This is a genomic window from Ruegeria sp. AD11(2025) (genome assembly GCF_056542405.1).
Map to the genome: position 1 here is coordinate 93,110 of NZ_JBQFZU010000009.1, position 16,082 is coordinate 109,191.

Annotated in this window: 19 protein-coding genes; 11 read left to right on the top strand and 8 right to left on the bottom strand. The window is 59.8% G+C overall.

What is annotated here, in order from left to right; genetic code table 11:
* Nucleotides 1–6: 6 nt before the first annotated feature.
* Both ACR1XY_RS11070 and ACR1XY_RS11075 read left to right on the top strand, forming a co-directional pair.
* The gene (locus ACR1XY_RS11070; RefSeq protein WP_480593155.1) at nucleotides 7–786 is read left to right on the top strand and encodes a type III pantothenate kinase; all 780 of its coding nucleotides are present in this window, start codon (nucleotides 7–9) and stop codon (nucleotides 784–786) included.
* Nucleotides 783–2,450, top strand: coding sequence for a ribonuclease J (locus tag ACR1XY_RS11075; protein WP_480593157.1), 1,668 nt, complete (start codon nucleotides 783–785; stop codon nucleotides 2,448–2,450). The genes ACR1XY_RS11070 and ACR1XY_RS11075 overlap by 4 nt, the downstream gene beginning before the upstream one ends.
* Before the next feature lie 3 nt (nucleotides 2,451–2,453).
* On the opposite strand, the gene ACR1XY_RS11080 is transcribed toward ACR1XY_RS11075, so the two are convergent.
* Complete coding sequence (locus ACR1XY_RS11080; protein ID WP_480593160.1) at nucleotides 2,454–3,155, bottom strand: NUDIX hydrolase; 702 nt, start codon at nucleotides 3,153–3,155, stop codon at nucleotides 2,454–2,456.
* Nucleotides 3,156–3,183: 28 nt separating this feature from the next.
* A complete protein-coding gene (locus ACR1XY_RS11085; RefSeq protein ID WP_480593162.1) occupies nucleotides 3,184–3,579 on the bottom strand; it encodes a DUF983 domain-containing protein in 396 nt (131 codons plus the stop codon).
* A gap of 200 nt (nucleotides 3,580–3,779) precedes the next feature.
* Between ACR1XY_RS11085 and ACR1XY_RS11090 the strand changes: the two genes are divergently transcribed.
* From ACR1XY_RS11090 to ACR1XY_RS11105, 4 genes are read left to right on the top strand one after another with little or no spacing between them, the layout of a single operon-like run.
* The gene (locus ACR1XY_RS11090) at nucleotides 3,780–4,247 is read left to right on the top strand and encodes an EF-hand domain-containing protein (RefSeq protein ID WP_480593165.1); all 468 of its coding nucleotides are present in this window, start codon (nucleotides 3,780–3,782) and stop codon (nucleotides 4,245–4,247) included.
* Between the two features lie 6 nt (nucleotides 4,248–4,253).
* Entirely contained in the window at nucleotides 4,254–4,865 is a 612-nt protein-coding gene (locus ACR1XY_RS11095; RefSeq protein ID WP_480593167.1) for an RNA polymerase sigma factor, read from the top strand.
* Nucleotides 4,858–5,208 carry a hypothetical protein gene (locus ACR1XY_RS11100; protein WP_480593169.1) on the top strand — a complete coding sequence of 117 codons (351 nt, stop codon included), beginning with the start codon at nucleotides 4,858–4,860 and terminating at the stop codon, nucleotides 5,206–5,208. Before ACR1XY_RS11095 ends, ACR1XY_RS11100 begins: the two co-directional genes overlap by 8 nt.
* Nucleotides 5,205–5,678 (top strand): periplasmic heavy metal sensor, encoded by a 474-nt coding sequence (locus ACR1XY_RS11105; protein WP_480593172.1) that lies wholly within the window; start codon nucleotides 5,205–5,207, stop codon nucleotides 5,676–5,678. The genes ACR1XY_RS11100 and ACR1XY_RS11105 overlap by 4 nt, the downstream gene beginning before the upstream one ends.
* Before the next feature lie 5 nt (nucleotides 5,679–5,683).
* Here the strand turns inward: ACR1XY_RS11105 and ACR1XY_RS11110 are convergent, their stop codons facing one another.
* Complete coding sequence (locus ACR1XY_RS11110; protein WP_480593175.1) at nucleotides 5,684–7,084, bottom strand: diguanylate cyclase; 1,401 nt, start codon at nucleotides 7,082–7,084, stop codon at nucleotides 5,684–5,686.
* Between the two features lie 87 nt (nucleotides 7,085–7,171).
* On the opposite strand from ACR1XY_RS11110, the gene ACR1XY_RS11115 reads away from it, so the two are divergent.
* The 5 genes from ACR1XY_RS11115 to ACR1XY_RS11135 all read left to right on the top strand — a co-directional run bounded on the left by ACR1XY_RS11115 (nucleotide 7,172) and on the right by ACR1XY_RS11135 (nucleotide 11,548).
* Nucleotides 7,172–7,456, top strand: a complete 285-nt coding sequence (locus ACR1XY_RS11115) for a DUF3572 domain-containing protein (protein ID WP_480593177.1) — start codon at nucleotides 7,172–7,174, stop codon at nucleotides 7,454–7,456.
* Nucleotides 7,457–7,480: 24 nt separating this feature from the next.
* Complete coding sequence (locus ACR1XY_RS11120) at nucleotides 7,481–8,173, top strand: HAD family hydrolase (RefSeq protein WP_480593180.1); 693 nt, start codon at nucleotides 7,481–7,483, stop codon at nucleotides 8,171–8,173.
* Between the two features lie 120 nt (nucleotides 8,174–8,293).
* Entirely contained in the window at nucleotides 8,294–9,853 is a 1,560-nt protein-coding gene (locus tag ACR1XY_RS11125) for a trimethylamine methyltransferase family protein (protein ID WP_480593183.1), read from the top strand.
* A gap of 121 nt (nucleotides 9,854–9,974) precedes the next feature.
* A complete protein-coding gene (locus tag ACR1XY_RS11130; protein WP_480593185.1) occupies nucleotides 9,975–10,562 on the top strand; it encodes a heme NO-binding domain-containing protein in 588 nt (195 codons plus the stop codon).
* The gene (locus ACR1XY_RS11135; protein WP_480593189.1) at nucleotides 10,559–11,548 is read left to right on the top strand and encodes a diguanylate cyclase domain-containing protein; all 990 of its coding nucleotides are present in this window, start codon (nucleotides 10,559–10,561) and stop codon (nucleotides 11,546–11,548) included. The genes ACR1XY_RS11130 and ACR1XY_RS11135 overlap by 4 nt, the downstream gene beginning before the upstream one ends.
* Nucleotides 11,549–11,614: 66 nt before the next feature.
* Here the strand turns inward: ACR1XY_RS11135 and ACR1XY_RS11140 are convergent, their stop codons facing one another.
* The 5 genes from ACR1XY_RS11140 to ACR1XY_RS11160 all read right to left on the bottom strand — a co-directional run bounded on the left by ACR1XY_RS11140 (nucleotide 11,615) and on the right by ACR1XY_RS11160 (nucleotide 16,078).
* The gene (locus ACR1XY_RS11140) at nucleotides 11,615–12,313 is read right to left on the bottom strand and encodes a CbiX/SirB N-terminal domain-containing protein (protein ID WP_480593192.1); all 699 of its coding nucleotides are present in this window, start codon (nucleotides 12,311–12,313) and stop codon (nucleotides 11,615–11,617) included.
* A gap of 71 nt (nucleotides 12,314–12,384) precedes the next feature.
* Nucleotides 12,385–13,317, bottom strand: coding sequence for an AEC family transporter (locus ACR1XY_RS11145; RefSeq protein ID WP_480593194.1), 933 nt, complete (start codon nucleotides 13,315–13,317; stop codon nucleotides 12,385–12,387).
* Between the two features lie 42 nt (nucleotides 13,318–13,359).
* Complete coding sequence (locus ACR1XY_RS11150) at nucleotides 13,360–14,157, bottom strand: MBL fold metallo-hydrolase (protein WP_480593197.1); 798 nt, start codon at nucleotides 14,155–14,157, stop codon at nucleotides 13,360–13,362.
* The gene (locus ACR1XY_RS11155; protein WP_480593199.1) at nucleotides 14,154–14,960 is read right to left on the bottom strand and encodes a TatD family hydrolase; all 807 of its coding nucleotides are present in this window, start codon (nucleotides 14,958–14,960) and stop codon (nucleotides 14,154–14,156) included. The genes ACR1XY_RS11150 and ACR1XY_RS11155 overlap by 4 nt, the downstream gene beginning before the upstream one ends.
* Nucleotides 14,957–16,078: a DNA polymerase III subunit delta' gene (locus ACR1XY_RS11160; protein WP_480593201.1), complete on the bottom strand. Its 1,122-nt coding sequence runs from the start codon at nucleotides 16,076–16,078 to the stop codon at nucleotides 14,957–14,959. The genes ACR1XY_RS11155 and ACR1XY_RS11160 overlap by 4 nt, the downstream gene beginning before the upstream one ends.
* Nucleotides 16,079–16,082: the final 4 nt, after the last annotated feature.

The window sequence follows — 16,082 nt, forward strand, 5'->3', positions numbered from 1 at the left end:
GCGCAGATGCTTCTGGCAATTGACTGCGGTAACACCAACACCGTTTTCTCGATCTGGGACGGTGAGGTGTTCCTGTGCACGCTGCGCACCTCGACCCATCACTCCCGCACGGCGGATGCCTATTTCACCTGGTATTCGACGCTGGTGAAACACTACGGGATCGATGCGGACATTACCGATGTGGTCATTGCCTCGACCGTACCGCGCGTGGTGTTCAACCTGCGCATCTTTGCCGACCGTTTCTTTGGTTGCCGCCCGCTGGTTGTGGGCAAGCCGGAATGTCTGCTGCCCGTGGCGCCGCGCATTGACGAGGGAACTATTCCCGGCCCTGACCGTCTGGCAAATGCGGTTGGCGCGTTTGATCGCCACGGTGGCGATGTTGTCGTGGTCGATTTCGGCACCGCCACCAATTTTGACGTGGTCGCCTCGGACGGGGCGTATGTCGGGGGTATCATCGCGCCCGGCGTGAACCTCAGCCTTGAAGCACTGCACCAAGGGGCGGCGGCCTTGCCGCATATCGACATCACCCGCCCGGAAAAGGTTATTGGCACAAACACGGTTGGCTGCATTCAATCTGGCGTGTATTGGGGCTATTCCGGCTTGATCGAAGGGCTGATTGCCCGGATCAAAGAGGAATACGGAATGCCGATGAAAGTGGTCGGCACCGGCGGGCTTGCGCCTTTGTTCGATCAGGCGGATGTCGGGTTTGATGCGATCGAAGACGATCTGACGATGCACGGGCTGACCGTGATCCATCGCTATAACAAGGAAAATGGCTCGACATGAGCAGTGAACGACTGATCTATCTGCCGCTGGGCGGTGCCGGCGAAATTGGCATGAACGCCTATGTCTATGGGTACGGCAAGCCGGGGCAAGAGCGGCTGATCCTCGTCGATCTGGGGGTGACCTTTCCGGATATGGACACGACTCCCGGTGTTGACCTGATCCACGCTGATATTTCGTGGCTACAGGAACGGGCTGACCGGCTTGATGCCGTGTTTGTCACCCACGCGCATGAAGACCACGTGGGTGCGGTTGCGCATTGCTATGAAGCGCTGGGCGTGCCGGTCTATGCTCGCGCTTTCACCGCCAATATCGCGCGCCGTAAGATGGAAGAACACGGCCACCCTGAGGACGCGGTGCAGACGGTTTCGGCCTGGCCCGAGCAGATTTCTGTCGGCCCGTTCAAGGTTGGGTTTCTGCCGGTTTCACATTCCATTCCCGAAAGCGCGGCGCTGGTGATCGACACGCCCGAAGGCCGGATCGTACATTCCGGGGATTTCAAGCTGGACACCGACCCGGTGGTGGGTGAAGCGTTTGATCCCGATCTGTGGGCCGAGGTCGCCAAACCCGGCGTCAAGGCGCTGGTCTGTGACAGCACCAACGTGTTTTCGCCCCATGCTGGCCGCTCAGAATCTGAGGTCGGCCCCGAGATTACCAAGCTGGTTGAAAGCGCCGAGGGCATGGTGGTCGCGACCACCTTTGCGTCGAACGTGGCGCGGGTGAAAACGCTGGCCGAGGCAGGAGCACGGGCCGGGCGTTCGGTTGTGCTGCTGGGCCGTGCCATGCGGCGGATGATCGAAGCCGCGACTGAAACGGGCATCCTCTCTGATTTTCCCAAGGTTGTCAGTGCCGAAGAGGCCGTGGACATGCCGCGCCAGAACCTGATGCTGATCGTAACCGGCAGCCAGGGCGAGCGCCGTGCCGCCAGCGCACAACTGGCACGCGGCAAGTATCGCGGAATTGAACTGAAAGAGGGTGATCTATTTCTGTTCTCGTCCAAAACCATCCCCGGCAACGAGCGCGGCGTAATCGTTGTCATGAACCAGCTCAGCGAAAAGGGCGTGGATGTGGTGGACGACAGCTCGGGCCTGTACCACGTGTCCGGTCACGCAAATCGTCCCGATCTTGAAAGGGTGCACGCGCTGGTCGACCCGCAAATGGTGATCCCGATGCATGGTGAACACCGGCATCTGCGCGAACATGCCAAGCTGGCCGAAGCTGGTGGACGCAAAGGCATTCTGGCGGTGAATGGCACGATGCTGGACCTGACCGGCAATGAGCCGAAGGTGGCGGATTTTATTGAAACCGGTCGCACCTATCTGGATGGCACCGTCAAGGTTGGCGCTTTGGACGGAATCGTGCGGGACCGTATCCGCATGGCCCTGAACGGGCACGTGACGGTCACGGTCATTCTGGATGAAGAAGATGAACCGCTGGGTGAACCGTGGTGCGACACGATGGGCTTGCCCGAGATCGGTACCTCCAAAGCCGCGCTGGTCGACGTGCTGGAAGAAGATCTGAACCAGTTCCTGATGCGGGCGGACGCCAAAACCCTGCGCGACGATGACAAGCTGGAAGAAGCCATGCGCCGCATCGTGCGTCAGACCGCCAAGGCCGAGATCGGCAAAAAGCCCGAAGTGACCACGGTGATCAGCCGGATGAAGTGATGCCTAGTCCGCTTCAGGCATCGGATAGCCTTTGAGCTGCAGGAACAGGCTTTGTTCCTCGGTATGCAGGTAGAGGGGCACGGTTGCAGGCGGCTCGGGGTTTGAAACCCGGGCTGCAATTTCGGCCAAAACCACCTCGGTAATAAAAGGCAAATCCAGATCGCGCGCACGGCCGAGGGGCACCCATTGCAGGTGGGACAGCTCATCCGAGGCGTGGCCGAAATCGTCCAGATCGCCCTGGATCGCGTCGGCATCGACCAGAAAGAAACGCGCGTCGAACCGGCGAGGGCGGCCTGGCGGCGTCACGGCGCGGAACACAAACTGCAGAGCATCCGCGGCTGGTCGGAACCCCATGGAGGCAAAGCTTTGCCAATCCTCTGGAACCGTGCTGTTCCAAGTTCCGGGTTCACCCAAGATCAGCCCGGTTTCTTCCCACAACTCGCGGATTGCCGCCGCGGCCAGCGCGTTCTGCAGCCCCGGTTCGGACTTCTCGTCCAGCCGTTCGCGGCAAAGTTCAGGCATGGGGGAGGCCAGAGGAATGCCTCCGTCCGCCGCATCAACTGCACCGCCGGGAAACACGAACTTATTGGGCATGAAGACGGCTTTTGCGCCGCGCTGCCCCATCAGGATTGATGGTTCGGTCAAACGGTTCCGCAGGACGATAACCGTCGCTGCATTTCGTATCGCTGTTTTGTCTTCTGTCATTCGCTGATCAATCTGTCCGCGCGGGTCATCAAGCTTTTTCAAACCCGTGCATCCGACGTGCCCATTGATAGGCGACCACAGCGCCTTTCAACCGGGGAAGCAGGAAAAGCGACAGGGCCGTGCAGCCGATGGCAAAGATCAGAAACATGGTCAAAGGCTCGGGGCGAAACTCGACATATGTCACATGCAACGCAGGGGCCAGCAGGTGACCGACCAGCAATATGGTCAAGTAGGCCGGGCCGTCATCTGCCCGGTGATGAAACAGCTCCTGCCCGCAATTGCTGCAGCTATCGTTGACCTTCAGGTAGCCGTGCAACAGCCTGCCCTCGCCGCATTTCGGGCAACGGCCGCGAAACCCTTTGATCAAAGCGGGCCGTGTCGGACGGTCATCCTCGGTCGTGGTGTCGATCGTCTGATCTGTCATTTTGAAACTCGCGCGTTCGATTGCGCAGGATAATGCGCTTGTTTTGTTCCGCAGAAAAGGGGGGTGCGGCGCATTGTGACTTAGGTCGGCTGCATTAGGTCGCCAAAAGTTTTTCAGGTTTTAGCGACGGAACCCGTGGTCCTACTCGTTTGAATAAATGTGAGCAGCGGCGATGGGGCCGCAAACAAAGGGAAAACGATATGAAAAGCGCGAAACTCATTCCGGCCATCCTGATCTCGGCCGTTGCAGTCACAGGCACCTCGGTTCTGGCGGCCGGGCCGAAAGATCGCGAACCTGTGAGCTTTCAGGAATTGGACGCAAATGGTGACGGTCAACTGACCAAGGAAGAGATGGAGGCCCACCGAACGAAGCGATTCACCGAAGCCGACACAAATGGCGATGGTCAGTTGAGCGTCGAGGAAATGCAGGCTACGGCACAAAAGAAGGCCAATGACCGCGTGACCAAAATGTTCGAAAGGAATGACGCCAACAAGGACGGATTTCTGAGCGAGGACGAGTTGCCCAAACCACGCCGCACTGGCAAGATGTTTGACCGTATCGACGCGGATAACAGCGGCACGATCTCGGAACAGGAATACACCGATGCAAAAGAGCGGATGGGCCGGAAGAACAAAAGGAACGGCAAGGCGGACTCTGACGACAGCTGATGAAGGATGGAGGACCTGACGTCCCCCCTGAACGAAGTCCGCGGTGCCTCATGCGCCGCGGACGCGTCGGACGATGCGTTGCTGCGGCAGTTCGCCAAGGGCGATGCAGCGGCGGCACGTACGTTGACGGATCGGCTGGCACCACGATGTTTTTCGGTGGCTCTACGAATGCTCAGCAATCGGGCCGAAGCGGAAGATGTGACGCAGGACGCAATGATGCGGCTGTGGCAGATGGCGCCGAACTGGGTGCCCGGCCAGGCGAAAGTGTCTACCTGGCTCTATCGTGTGACATTAAACCTGTGTGTGGACGTGCAGCGCAAGAAACGGCCGGACCGTCTGGACGATGTGCCAGAGCCCGAGGACGAAGAACTCAGCGCGGCGGATCGATTGCAGGACGCAGCGCGCAGGGACGCGCTGCAGGAGGCGTTATCGCAATTGCCGGATCGTCAACGTCAAGCGGTGATCTTGAGGCATATCGAGGAGTTGCCCAACCCCGAAATTGCAGGGATCATGGGCATTTCGACGGAAGCGGTGGAAAGCCTGACCGCGCGCGGGAAACGCGCCCTGGCGGCAATACTGGCCGGGCGACAGGATGAACTGGGGTACGAAGATGGCTGAGAACGATATGGACCTGGATCAGTTACTTGCCCAAGCACGGCAAACCCAACCCGAACTGCCCGATGATCTGGCGGTTCGCATTCTGACGGATGCCGAAGCGGTGCGTCTGGACCGGTTGAAACCCACAGCGCCCCCGCGCTCTGTTTGGGCTCGGATTCTTGATGGAATCGGCGGTTGGCAGAGCATGGGCGGACTGGTCGCGGCCAGTGCAGCAGGTATTTGGATCGGAGTGTCCGCACCAGGTTTCCTGCCTGATCCGGCGACAATTATCTACCCGCAGGAGAACAGCTTTGTGGTCGCCGACCTTGGCCTGGACACAACATTTCTGGAGGACGCCGAATGAGCGATAATACCAAGCCCAAAAGACGGTGGGTAACGGTTCTTCTGACCGTATCGCTGGCGCTGAACCTTTTGGTTGTCGGGGTCGCTCTGGGCACGGTTTACCGGGTCAAGGGCGGGGATCACGGCAAGGCGCCCCCCGGATTTGGGCCAGCGATTTATCGGGCGCTGCCCAAGGAAGATCGGAAAGTCTTGCGCGGGGAATTGTCCGAGCGGCATGTGAAAGGGGCAAAACTCCGGTCTCAGGATTTTGCCGCGCTGGAGGCCGCCTTGCGGGCGGAGCCGTTCGATCCAGCGGTTGTACAGGCTTTGCTGCAGCAGCAGGCGCAGGCCATGGCAGACTTGCAAAATGCGTTACAGGAGGAGTGGCTGAACCGGATCACAGCGATGACGGATGCCGAGCGTCAGGTTTACGCGGACCGCCTGCAAGAGGTGGTAAAACGCAAACGTCACGGTCGAAAGAACAAGGACTGACGGTCTCAGGCCGCGCTTTGCTGGACCTGAACCTGATTGCGCCCAGCGGTCTTGGCAGCGTAGAGCGCGGTGTCGGCTGATTTGATCAACCTGTCCAGCCCAGCAGGTTGATGCGATGGCGAGGCGAGATTGGGCTGGGTTGCGATCAGTCCGATGCTGATCGTGACCGGGATAGGGGCAGGGGTGTCTGGCAGGTTGAATGGCCTCTCGCGAATGCACTCACACAAGCTCCGAGCAAGTTCGAGCGCCTTGGCTTGCGTGGTTTCCGACAGGCCGATCATGAACTCTTCCCCTCCGATCCGGGCAATGAAACCTGCCGAACCGACGGTTAGCTTCAAGCGTCTGGCGGCCTCGGTCAGAACCAGATCCCCACCTGTATGGCCGAACTTGTCATTGATGGCCTTGAAGTGGTCCAGATCGGCCAACATCACAGCGAGACCTTTGCCGGTGCGGGTGGATTGATGGGCGATCTGATCCATCGCACGCATCGCATAGCGGCGATTATGCAACCCGGTCAGAGGGTCCACCCAGGACTCGACCAACCCACGCCGCAGCGACGCGCGCATCTGATCCAAGCTGGTTTTTCGCTTGATCTGGCTTTCCAGGCGCAACAGGACCTCTTCTGCGCAGAATCCGTCCATACAGATCGCGTCGGCGCCGCGGTCTAGCGCCTCTGACGCCAGCACGGCATCGTCTTCCGCAAGAACGCCGATCAGCACCGTATGCCGGGTGGTGGTGCGGGATTTCAGATCGGCCAGCAGGTTAAGGCCAGACGGATTCGTGCTGATTTCAAAGATGATGGCGTCCGGCACTGGCCCGGACAATACACCCCGCAGGTTTGTCGTGGTATGCGCAGACAGGTTGTGCCGCGTTCGCTGTGACAGGGCATTTTTCCACAACGCTCCGGTCCGCGCGGATTGCGTCAGAATAGTCACACGGGCCGCCTTGGGCGGCAAAATGGGTGCGGCACTCGACTCCGCAAAGCCCATGGGATGTGAACCGGACCCGACATGCAGGTCCTGCGCTTCTGCCCGTGCGCGCAACAGGCTACGCACCCTTGCCAGAAGGACCGTGTCTTTGAACGGATGCGCCAGAACATCATCCAGCCCATCCGAGAGTGCCTTCAACCGGGCGGCCTTGTCGTTTTGAGGCGCGATTGCCACTACCGGTACACCGATCAGGTCTGGGTCGGCCAGAACCAGCCTTTTGACATCCGCAGCCGTGCCATCCGGCAAGGCCTGAGACGTAAGCACCAGATCGGGGTTGGCGCGTCGCAACAGCCCGGTGAGACCCTGAAGCCGTTCGCCCTGTACGACGTGGTACCATGCTGCCGTCAGTTGGACCTTCAGCATGATGCGATTGGTCGAGGTCCCGTCGAGGACAAGGATGGTTCCCTGCACGGACATATCAGTCACCATTGATTGCATGCGTTGCCAAAGTGTTTATGAGTCTGGTTAATAAACCCTTTCCAAGACCTGATCCGGGGCTACTTTATGTCAATCTCCCCTCAATCTGCAGAAACTCTGGCGCTCAATGTTTTGGGCTGGCTGGTGGGCAACGAAGAATTGCTGCCGGTTTTTCTGGGTTCGACCGGGGCTTCGGCGCAGGATCTTCGTGACAGGGCGGGCGAACCGGAGTTTCTGGGATCGGTGCTGGAGTTTCTAATGCTTGACGATTCGTGGGTGATCGCTTTCTGTGACACCAACTCCGTGCCCTATGATCAGCCCGGTCAGGCTCGCGCGGTGTTGTCCGGTGGCGCCGACATCCACTGGACCTGATCAACAACCTTGCAGGAGCAATCAATGTCCATCGACGCGATCCTGTTCGACAAGGACGGAACCTTGTTTGATTTTGCCAATACCTGGGGCGCGTTTGGGCGCAACATAGTATTGCGTCTGGCCGACGGCGATCATGCACGCGCCGCCGAACTGGGTCGGCTTATCGGATTCGATCTGGAACAGGTCGCCTATTCCGAAGACAGCATCGTCATTGCTGGCACAGTCGAGGAAATCGCCGAAGTCCTCGCCCCGCATTTGCTGAATATGACACTGGATGAGTTGATTGACGTCCTGAACGTCGAGTCGGCCTCGGCCCCGCAGGCGCAGGCAGTTCCATTGGAGCCGTTTCTTGCGGGGCTTCGGCGGGCCGGGCTGAAACTGGGCGTTGCGACGAACGATGGTGAAATGCCCGCGCTTCGGCATCTGGCATCGGTCGGGATTCGCGACCATTTCGATTTTGTCGCTGGTTATGACAGTGGCCATGGGTTCAAGCCCGGTCCCGGGCAATTGCTGGCCTTTGCGGCCCATGTAGGCGTTGACCCGGAACAGGTGGCCATGGTCGGGGACAGCCTGCACGATCTTCAGGCCGGACGCGCCGCCGGGATGACTACGATCGGTGTCCTCACGGGACTGGCTCCGGCCGAAGCGCTGGCACCAATGGCGGATGTCGTGCTGCCGGATATCGGGCACATTCCGGACTGGCTGTCCAATAACTGATCGCGCGGCGGTCACTTTCGGCGTTTCGGGATAAGAAACCGACATAGACTGTCGCAGACAGAGCGGCCAGACACCCGCCTTCGGGGCTTGCATAGGGGTACGCAAGTTCCGGAGGACCAAATGGCTGATACGAAAAGGCGCGGACGTCGCAGTGGGGGACGGGCCGGTGCCGCCGAACGCAGGGGCAGCGCTGTCATCGACCAGATGCCGTTTAACCCTCCGATCAATATCGACAAACCGACCGAACCGCTGGATCAGGCGGGGATTGAGGCGATCCATGACGGGGCCATGCGTATCCTCGAAGAGATCGGGATCGAGTTCTACAACGAAGAGGCCATAGGCATCCTTCGTGAGGCCGGGTGTACCATTGATGGCGACAACGTCCGCATGGGTCGGGACTTTGTTATGGAGATGGTGGCTAAGGCGCCATCGCGCTTTACCATCACGCCGCGCAACCCCGACCGGACAATTGAAATCGGTGGCCGGACCATGGTGTTCGGCAACGTGTCGTCTCCGCCGAACTATTGGGACATGGAGATCGGCACCAAGGTCCCCGGCAATCGCGAGATGTGTCGGAACCTGCTGAAACTGACGCAGTATTTTAACTGCATCCACTTTGCGGGGGGCTATCCTGTTGAACCGGTCGATATCCACGCCAGCATCCGGCATCTGGACGTCCTGTACGACAAGCTGACCCTCACCGACAAGGCGATGCACGCCTATTCGTTGGGTCAGGAGCGCGTCGAAGATGTGATGGAGATGGTCAGGATCGCTGGTGGCCTTAGCCATGAAGAGTTCGAAACATCGCCGCGGATGTACACCAACATCAACTCGACCTCACCGTTGAAGCACGACCATCCTATGATTGACGGTTGTCTGCGGCTGGCCCGACGAGGGCAAGCGATTGTTGTGACGCCGTTCACGCTAGCCGGGGCGATGGCGCCGGTGACGATGGCCGGGGCCGTGGCGCAATCGCTGGCCGAAGCGCTGTGTGCGATTGCTTTGTTCCAATACGTTCGCCCGGGCATTCCCTGTGTCATCGGAACATTCACGTCGAATGTGGACATGAAGTCGGGGGCACCCGCCTTTGGCACGCCCGAATACATGCGTTCGACACAGATGACCGGGCAAATGGCACGGTATTACGGCCTGCCTATGCGCTCCTCTGGGGTGTGTGCGGCCAACGTGCCCGATGGGCAGTCGGTGTGGGAGACGTCGAACTCTCTGTGGGCGGCCGTTCAGTCGGGCACAAACATGGTCTATCACGCGGCGGGTTGGCTTGAGGGCGGGCTGATCGCAAGTCCCGAAAAGTTCGTCATGGATTGCGAAATCCTGCAGCAGATCCAACGCTATATGCAGCCCGAGATCACAGCGACCGGTCCGGACGAGATCGCTCTGGAGGCAATCCGCGCGGTTGGTAATGACGGCCATTTCTTTGGTGTCCAGCACACGCAGGACCGTTACACTACGGCGTTTTACCAACCTTTCCTGAGTGACTGGCGAAATTACGAAGGGTGGAACGTTGCGGGTGGTATCTGGACGGCGGAACGTGCGCATCACATGTTCAAGGAAATCGTCACCAGCTTTGAGCCTCCGCCGATGGAGGAAGGTATCCGCGAAGAATTGGCCGACTTTGTAGCCCGACGGAAAGCGGAAGGCGGAGCGCCAACGGATTTCTAATTTTCTGTCAACGGCTTCCGCCGTGATTCTTCATCAGATTGTCGGTATCTCACGAACCATCTTGGGGTTTTGTTAAGGATTGTCAGGCCAGATTGGAACAGAAACCAATCTGGGGCTTCTCATGCATGGTCTGATCAATCGGGCGGTACAGTCTTTTGTATGCGCGACTTACGGACAATCGTGCTGGCTGCGCGTGACCGAGGCGGCGAAGCTGGGCTTGGTCGAATTTGAGGCCATGCTGGTTTACGACGATGACATGACTATCCGGGTGCTGGACGCGCTGTGTGTTGACCTGAACCGCCCGCGCGCCGAAATCCTTGAGGATCTGGGAACCTATCTGGTTTCTCATCCCAATATGGAGGATTTGCGGCGCTTGCTACGCTTCGGAGGTGTCACCTATGTTGAGTTCTTGCATTCCCTGGATGATCTGTCCGACCGGGTGCGGCTGGCCGTTTCAGACCTCAGCCTGCCAGCGCTGGAGCTGAGAGAGAAGGCGCCAACGGAATACCAACTATTCTGCCATCTGGGCCTGCCCGGTTATTCCAGCGTAATGGTCGGAGTCCTGCGTGCGATGGCCGATGATTACGGCGCTCTGGCGATGCTGTCCCATGACGGGCAGGAGGGTCAGGCAGAGGTCATCTCGATCGTTCTTGTTGAAAGCGCATTTGCCGAAGGGCGTCACTTCGATCTGGGGGCGCGGAAAACATGATGGAAACCGGTGATCTTGCGGCGCTTTTGGAAACGCTATGTCCGATGTTTGTGCTGGTGGACGAAGACGGAAGCATTGTACGCGTTGGGCCGACGTTGCAAAAACTGCGCCCTGATCAGCCGATGGCCGGAAAAGACTTTCTGGAGGTTTTCGAACTGGTTCGACCACGCGCCGTGACGACGCTGTCGGCGCTGATGTCCCTCGCCGGGGCCAAGCTGCACCTTAAGCTTCATGACACGCCACGCACGGCGCTCAAGGGGCTGATCGCCCCTCTGCCGAAGGGGAAGGGTGCGGTCATCAACCTTTCCTTTGGTATCTCGATTCTGGATGCGGTGCGCGACTATGCGCTGACCAGTGCGGATTTCTCTGGCACCGATCTGGCCATTGAATTGCTATATCTGGTCGAGGCCAAATCCGCCGCGATGGAGGCCTCGCGGTCGCTGAACCTGAGGCTGCAAGGGGCAATGCTGGCCGCCGAAGAGCAAGCCTTTACCGACATGTTGACCGGGCTGAAGAACCGACGGGCGATGGATGTGTTGCTGGGTCATCTGATCTCTGGGAGTTCTCCGTTTGCCCTTATGCATCTGGATCTAGATTTCTTCAAATCTGTCAACGATCAGTACGGGCACGCCGCGGGGGACTATGTGCTGCAACAGGCTGCCCGGATCATGGTGGAAGAGACCCGCAACGATGACACGGTTGCGCGCGTTGGTGGGGATGAGTTTGTCATTATTTTTAAAGGCTTGTCGGACGAACCTGTTCTGTCAGCAATTGCGGCGCGCCTCATAGCCCGGCTGCGAAAGCCGATGGAGTTCGAAAACAATACCTGCCGGATCTCTGCCAGTATCGGAACCGCATTGTCCACTCAGTTCAAGCCCCCCAAAGCCGCCGAGATCCTGAATGCGGCGGACTTGGCACTGTATGAAGCCAAAAGAAAGGGCAGGTCTCGCCACTGCCTTTACTCGGCGCTTGTAGGGCAGCGATAGAGGGGCCCTTCCGAGATTAGCTCACGGTAGCCCCGGTTGCGCCAAAACCTGCAGTTGTCCGATCGGTTAGGTCTCGTGGAATAGACGGGACAGGGTGGTTGCTATGTGGTGTTTGATCCGGGGCAACTCTCCGACCACGGGCATCACTTGCCCCTGGAACGCTGCCGCGTTCAACTCTTGCGGGACGTCCTCAAGCACATGGCCGCCGTGGCAGGCGAAGTACGGCAGACACAGCGCATGAGCGGACAGGCCAGCTGCGGCTTCGGCAATGGAGGGCGGCTCTTCTACAAAGCCCAGACGCATCGACTTGAATGTCAGGTGTTGCGCCAAGTCAGTCGCAAAGGCGCGGGCTACCGCAGATGGGTTGCGGCTGCGGCCGGATCCGTGGGCGGCCAACACAAGATCGGTCTCCTCTGGGGGCCATTGGTATTCGTTCAACGTATCACGCAGAGCGGCCGCGACCAGGCCTGGCAGGTCGGCATCAACCCCCAGCGGATCGAGTATACGCAGGTTTCGCCCGGCAAGACGTTTGGGCAGGGCACCGGTTACGAACCACCCTTTGGCCATGAACAGCGGATAGATCACAGCATCATCCGGCAGCTGTGACACGCGCTGCTCGAATACGCCCGGAGCGGCCAGAGTGGCTGACCGAACAGTCACGCCGTCACAAAGGGCGTCCACCTCGGCAGCATAGGTGGCCAACGCCTGTTCTGCCGGGATCGGCTCAGACGGTTGGCCATGGGCAACTATGAGGGCGTATGGCATCTACTTGATCCTGTCTTCTTTCCCGATAGGTGTTCCCTGACCTGCCAAAGTCAATCCAATCCGTCCCAATATCAGCCCAAAAGTGTCAGCCAGAACCAAACCGTTAAGATGGAAGCTGCCGTCCCGACCAGTACGGACGATGCCGCGACCCTTTTGGCCCGGCCATACATGCTGGCAAAGATATAGGCGTTAAAGCCGGGAGCCATTGCTGCGTTCAGCACGCCCGAGCGGAACAGATCCTGTGGCAAGCCCACCGTCGTACCAAACAGCCACACGAGGCTGGGGTGCAGCATCAGCGAAATGGCGCAGACATAGGCAATCGCACGCAGGTCGCCCTCGGGCTTGTATTTGACCAGTACACCGCCCAAAGCAAACAAAGCTCCGGGAAGGGCGGCGCGGGTAATGAGGCCAAGCGCTTCGTCCACCACTGTGGGCACGCCAGTTCCGGACAGGTTGACGACAAAACCCAACGCGATGCCAAGGATCAGGGCGTTGCGAAACATGGCCGTCAAGACAGATCTGATCATGCGCGTGCCACCATTGCCGCGATTGCGGACCACCTCCATTACGGTGATGCCGACGGCATAACAAAACGGGGCGTGGAAGGCGATGATCGCATAGTTGCCGGACAGGTTTTCGGGGCCGTAGGCGCGTTCGGTAATCGGCAGGCCCAACAATACTGAGTTCGAGAACAGGCAGCAGAACCCAATTGCCACGCAATCCTCCCATTCGCGGTGAAAGATCAGGCGGGCGCCAAACAGGCCTGCGGTGAAACACAGCGCCGCAGCCGTATAAAAGCTGGCCAATAAGCGCGGGTCGAAGCTGGCGCTCAGGTCCAGATGTGCGATTGCCAGAAACAGCAGGCAGGGGATTGCGAAGCCTTGGGTGAATTTCATGAGGCCGTCCACATGGACCTCTTTAAAGTACCCCAATGACGTCGCGGCGTAGCCCGCACCGATCACGAGGAAAACCGGCAGAATGACGTCGATCAGGTTTTGCAGCATATTGCCACCCCGAGGGATATCGCAGGCTGCGTCCGCAGCGCTTTACAGAGCCTGGTGGATCACCATGCCATCATAGGCTGGTGTGATGTGATCGGCGGTTTCGGCTTCGACCGTGGCATAGTCCAGGTCAATATGCATGTTGGTCAGCACCGCGCGTTTGGGTTTCAACTGGTCGATCCACCCCAGCGTCTTTTCCAGATGCGCGTGGGTGGGGTGCGGTGACCGGCGCAGGGCGTCGATGACCAGACAGTCCAACCCCTCTAGCAAGGGCCATGAATCGTCGTAGAATTCAGCCACGTCCGGCAGATAAACCAGATTGCCCATCTTGACCCCCAGCGAGTCGATCGAGCCGTGGTTTACCTTGAACGGATGAAACGGGATTGTGCCACCGGGGCCGTCGATCTCGAACGGACCGGAGATGGTTTTCAGGTCCAGGATCGGCGGGTATGGAGAGCTTTCGGGTTGGACGAACGCGTACCCGAACCGCCCCAACAGGTCGTTTTGGGTGTCTCCATCCGCCCAGACGGGAACACGTGCCTTCATGTTGAAAACGATCATGCGCAGATCGTCGATGCCGTGAACATGGTCCGCGTGGCTGTGCGTATAGACCACCCCATCCAGCCGCCCGGTTCCGGTGCTGAGCAACTGGCTGCGCATGTCCGGCGTGGTGTCGATCAGGACGGATGTGGTGCCTTCAGGTCCGTCGCGCTCTACCAGCATCGAGCAGCGGCGGCGAATATTTCTAGGGTTGTTCGGGTCGCACGCGCCCCAATGTCCGCCCAGCCGGGGCACGCCGCCGGAAGAACCGCAGCCGAGGATGGTGCAGCGCAGCTCGGTCATGCGGCTGCCTTGTAGGTCGCGGCTTTGGTGAACAGCCGGTCGAAATTAGCCTGCGTCTGGGCGGCGAAATCGGCATAGTCCATGCCAAATATCTCGGCCCCTTTTCGGGCGGTGTGGGCAGTATAGGCCGGCTCATTGCGTTTGCCGCGATATGGCGGCGGGGCCAGATAGGGCGCGTCGGTTTCCACCAGTACGCGGTCAACCGGCGCGGCGGCGAAGATATCGCGCAGTTCCTGACTTTTGGGAAAGGCGGCGATGCCGGACATAGACAGGTAGAAGCCCAGATCCAGAGCGGCTTTGGCCAGTTCCGCCGAGGACGAAAAGCAGTGCATGACGCAGGAGTAAGGCGCGTTGCGGTTTTCCTCGGCCAGAATGCGCGCCATGTCTTCGTCGGCTGTGCGGGCATGGATGATCAGGGGCAGGCCGGTGCGCTGGGCAGCCTCGATATGGGTGCGCAGGGATTGTTTCTGCGCCTCGGCACTGTCTGCGGTGTAGTGGTAATCCAGCCCGGTTTCTCCGATGCCCACGAATTTTGGGTGCTGGGACAGAGTGACCAGTTCGTCGACGGTCGCCATCGGCTCATCCGCCGCGTTCATGGGGTGGGTGCCAGCGGCATAGAAGACGGGTGCGTGGGCCTCGGCAATGGCGCGGACGGTGGGCTCGTTGCGCAAGCGCGTGCAGATCGTGACCATACGGGTCACGCCTGCCTCGGCGGCGTTTGCGATGATCTGGTGCAGTTGCCCCTCGAAGTCGGGGAAGTCCAGATGGCAATGGCTGTCGGTGATCTGGGGGGTGTCGCTCATCTGTTCTGACCGGCGGTTTCCTGTATCTTGAACATCGTATCTAGGACCAGAGCGGCAGGGTCAAGGTTCACCGCCTGACCATGGCGCGCGCGGGCTGTGATGGTCGCGGCGACCTCGGCCCATTGGCGGGCTTGGTAAGGTGACTTAGACAGGCGGGCCAGCGTTTCCGCTTCGTTTGGAGCGGCTTCGGGGATAGGAGGGGCTCCGGTTACGCCGGTCAGGGCGAGGCGGGACAAGGCGACGTCGATCAGGGTCAGCAGCAGTTCGAAACGTTCCGCCGCGCCGCGCTGGGCGGCGGTCTCGGCCAGCGCCAGTGCGCGCTGGCGATTCATGCGGGGCAGGGTGCCAAGAATGGTGATCAGTTCGGCGTAGGTATCCAATCCGCCCAGATTGATCAGCCGCACTGCATCGCCGACAGACCCTGCGGCTAGTGCTGCCAGATGATCGGCTTTTGTGGGCAGTTCTGCACAGGATTGCGACAGGGCGGCTTGCACGTCTTCTGCTCCCAACTTCGACAGGCGCAGGGTGCGGCAGCGCGACCGAATCGTCGGCAACAGGCGCGACGGTTGGTGCGAGATCAGCAGCAGGATTGTTCGCGCTGGCGGTTCTTCGAGCATTTTCAGCAACGCGTTGGCTGCGCTTACATTCATCTCATCCGCCGAGTCCACGATGACGACCCGACGCCCGCCATCGGTGGATGAAAGGCCAAAGAATTTTCCAAGCTTGCGGATGTCGTCGACAACGATTTCGTTGCGCAACCGGCTCTGGTCGTTGAGTGAGCGGGTGATAGCGGCGAGACCCGGTTCCGCCCCCGCCAGAATACGGTGCGCGACGGGGTGGTCGGGATCGATCTCCAGCGACTCCGGCGGTGGTGGGGCGCCGAACAACCCATCCCCCTCGACCTGAGGTGTTGCCAGCAAGAAGCGGGCAATACGCCAGGCCAGGGTCGCCTTGCCGACCCCGCGTGGGCCGGTCAAGAGCCAGCCGTGATGCAGTCGGTCAGAGGTGTATGCGCTCAGAAACGCCTGCTCGGCCTCAGCCTGCCCGAACAGGTGCCGGGTTTCGCGCGGGTGCGGGGCGCCGGGGGCCTGATCCGGGGTTGGGGTGTCGTCGTTCATCTAT